General features: G+C 49.5%; 3 protein-coding genes. 1 reads left to right on the top strand and 2 read right to left on the bottom strand.

Translation table 11 applies throughout. The features are described 5' to 3' along the window. Positions 1-602, bottom strand: a 602-nt coding sequence (gene dctP, locus AC6F7T_RS01185; RefSeq protein ID WP_500716128.1) for a TRAP transporter substrate-binding protein DctP, incomplete at its 3' end; no start/stop codon positions are given. Between the two features lie 729 nt (positions 603-1,331). Here dctP and AC6F7T_RS01190 point away from each other — a divergent pair. After that, positions 1,332-2,675 (top strand): IS110 family RNA-guided transposase, encoded by a 1,344-nt coding sequence (locus AC6F7T_RS01190; RefSeq protein WP_500716129.1) that lies wholly within the window; start codon positions 1,332-1,334, stop codon positions 2,673-2,675. Positions 2,676-2,775: 100 nt separating this feature from the next. Here the strand turns inward: AC6F7T_RS01190 and AC6F7T_RS01195 are convergent. Continuing rightward, the coding region (locus AC6F7T_RS01195; RefSeq protein WP_500716130.1) for an Ldh family oxidoreductase at positions 2,776-3,147 on the bottom strand (372 nt) is incomplete at its 5' end.

Consider the following 3,147-nt stretch of genomic DNA (forward strand, 5'->3'; position numbering starts at 1 on the left):
GTCCCGGTAGTGAGGGAGGAGTAGACTTCACCCCAGGGCATCGATACCGGAGAGCTGCCTAGAGCACGCAGGAACTCGGCGCCGTTACGATCATAGGTGCGGGTTTTGAGGTTATTAAGATCAGCGGTGGTATTGACAATATTCTTTGTAACCAGCCCGCTTGGTGGCCAGGGGGCAGCATAGAGCAGTTTTTGCTTCCACTTTGCTGCGGCTTTTTCATAAGCAGGTTTTGCGGCCTCATATAGCTGACGAGACTCGTCAAAATCACTCACCAAGCGCGGTAGTGAACTCATCCCGAAAACATGCTCACTCCCGGCAACGACACCCATCAGGATATCAGACATCGGTACTAATCCATCCCTAACGGATCGGAGCAGTTCCGGCCCGCTAAAGCCAAGACTTCCTCCTGGATGCACTGTTACCTGGATGCTTCCCTGCGAATATTCTTTGACCCTCTCTGCAAAATCGACGGCCCCCAGGGTGTGAAGGTTATTAGCTCCGTAAATAGCATTCAGGTCGAGATTGATGGTACTCTGACTGAACACTTGGGGTGTCCACAACAAAAAACATGCGGCTGTAATCGATAAAATCTTCTTCAGCATTGCCTGACTCCTTCCTGATCATTGAGAGGTGGGAACCTCCGCCACTCGAAGGTTCTTTGAGTACTAAGATGGTTCAGAGCATCAGGTCAGCAGTGCGAGAAATCGTGTTTCTCAGCACCATGCCTAGTTTTGAAATCAGCCAATCAAGCAGTGCGTGAAAATTCATAAAACAACGTTTGAGGTAAAACTTAAGACAATGATGTTAATTTGTCAATAATTTATATTTAAATTGTCAATGTTTTAATCAGCAGCTAAATACTTCCTGCTACAAGGACCTGTTTACGCCATTTGATTTGGCGGCCGGTAGGTTGTTTACCTAAACCATGAGCAATTTTACCACGGCATCTAAATACCTGCTTGTCCTTATAAAAAATTGCGCACAACAGGCGACGGTTTCTTGTAGATTGTCAACAGCATTGGTGAGCAGGGTCTAGTGAAAGTGAAATCGAGGCTCGGTCAAACAATAAATTATCTGATTAGCGACTCACGCCCCGCGGGGCGAATTTTCATAAAGTAACTTGAGTTTCACGTCGTCCTTGGCTACCGTCACTGTGGCAGCCGGGATGATGAGGCCGTATCGCCATTGGTGCATTGTGCCCGTTGATTAGCGTGGTTCGGGAGCTGGCGTTTTTTCATTGGTGAAGCATTTGCTATCCCGTTCAGAAGAGAGCCTATTTTGACAGCTCCTCTTCCCGGCCTGACCAAATTCTCATTTCGGAGGTCAGACGCATGAAGCAAAAGAAACCATCTCGCAAAAGAACGGCCAAGTTTCCAAAACATTTGCAACAGCTGAACCATCACGCAGCAGGGATTGACGTCGGCTCCCGCAGCCACTTTGTGGCTGTTCCAGAAGGAGCCGATGATCAGCCAGTCAGGGAATTTTCGACCTTTACCGATGATCTCGAACGCCTGGCACAGTGGCTGATCTCCTGCAATGTTACGACCGTTGCCATGGAATCAACCGGCATTTACTGGATCCCGGTCTTTGAAATTCTTGAGCTCTACGGACTTGACGTCAGATTGGTCAATGCCCGCCATGTCAAGAATGTCCCCGGCAGAAAAAGCGACGTCCTTGATTGTCAATGGTTGCAGCAGCTGCATACTTACGGATTGCTGCGCGGCGCGTTTCGGCCCGTTGATCAGGTGTGTACACTCCGCGCCTATGTTCGTCAGCGCGCAACGCTGGTGCGCAATGCTTCATCGTATATTCAGCGCATGCAAAAAGCCCTGTCGCAGATGAACCTCCAATTGCACAATGTCGTCACCGACATCACAGGGGTCACCGGCATGAAGATCATTAGTGCCATCCTTGCCGGCGAGCGCAATCCGAAGACATTGGCTGCCATGCGGGACAAACGCTGCAAGAACAACCAAGAGACGATTGCTCGCTCTTTACACGGAAACTATCGATCTGAACATTTGTTCAGCCTACAACAGGCAGTGGAACTCTATGAGTTCTACCAACAAAAGATCGCTGATTGTGATCAGCAGATCCTCGATCAACTCAATGCATGTGATGCATCCGACGATAACGATCTTAATAACAGTCCGCCGCGCAGTATGGAGGAAGCACTACAGCGCATGTCCGGCGTTGATCTGTCCAGCATCAACGGCATCAGTACTAACACGGCCCTGAAGATCATTGCCGAAATTGGCATTGACATGAGCCGCTGGAAGTCGGCCAAGCATTTTGCTTCATGGCTCGGTTTGTGCCCTGGCTCAAAGATCAGCGGGGGCAAAGTTCTCAGCAGTGCGACCAAGCCGGTTGCTAATCGAGCGGCAGCCGCCTTACGCATGGCAGCCATGACGCTGTTCAATTCAAAAAGTGCCATGGGCGCCTATTTAAGACGCCAACGTTCGAGATTGGGCGCGCCCAAAGCGATCACCGCAACTGCCCACAAACTGGCTAGGTTGATCTACAACATGCTCAAAAACGGAACCGACTTCGTCGATGTCGGCCAAGAACAATATGAAGAACGCTACCGATCACGGGTGTTACAAAATCTGAAACGTAAAGCACAAGAACTGGGGTATCAACTGGTATCAGTAGAGCAAGAACAACAAGCATTATGAACAAGCAAATTCAACCATTTACGGTTAAGTTACTCAGAAGAACTGTGTAGCAATCTGATTTTACAGATTTACAAACGGTACAGAATGAAACCACTACCTATTACAAATTGTGGAAAGCTAATGCCAACTGTTCGGCCATCTTCTGCATATCCCTTTGGACCGGGTTGCTGATGGGGATCCCTTTTAAACGTCGCTCTTTTTCTAGCCGGGTTCCCCGATCACCCGGGTATGACACCGCCGCAAATCCGGCTGCTGGCTTCAACGCCCGAATTGCAGCAAGCTGCTTATCCATACGCTGTTTGAACTCAGCCACCGGCATGAAACTAGCTACCTTCATCACCAGAATGAAATGTCCGGTTCCACAAACCTGTTCCTGGTTGGAATAGACGCTAAGAACCTCCCGGCCAAAATGTGCGCCCGACAGGACTCCGGAAAGCAGGTCGACCAACAGGGTAATTCCCGATCCCTTTGG

Source organism: Pelovirga sp. (assembly GCF_059864205.1).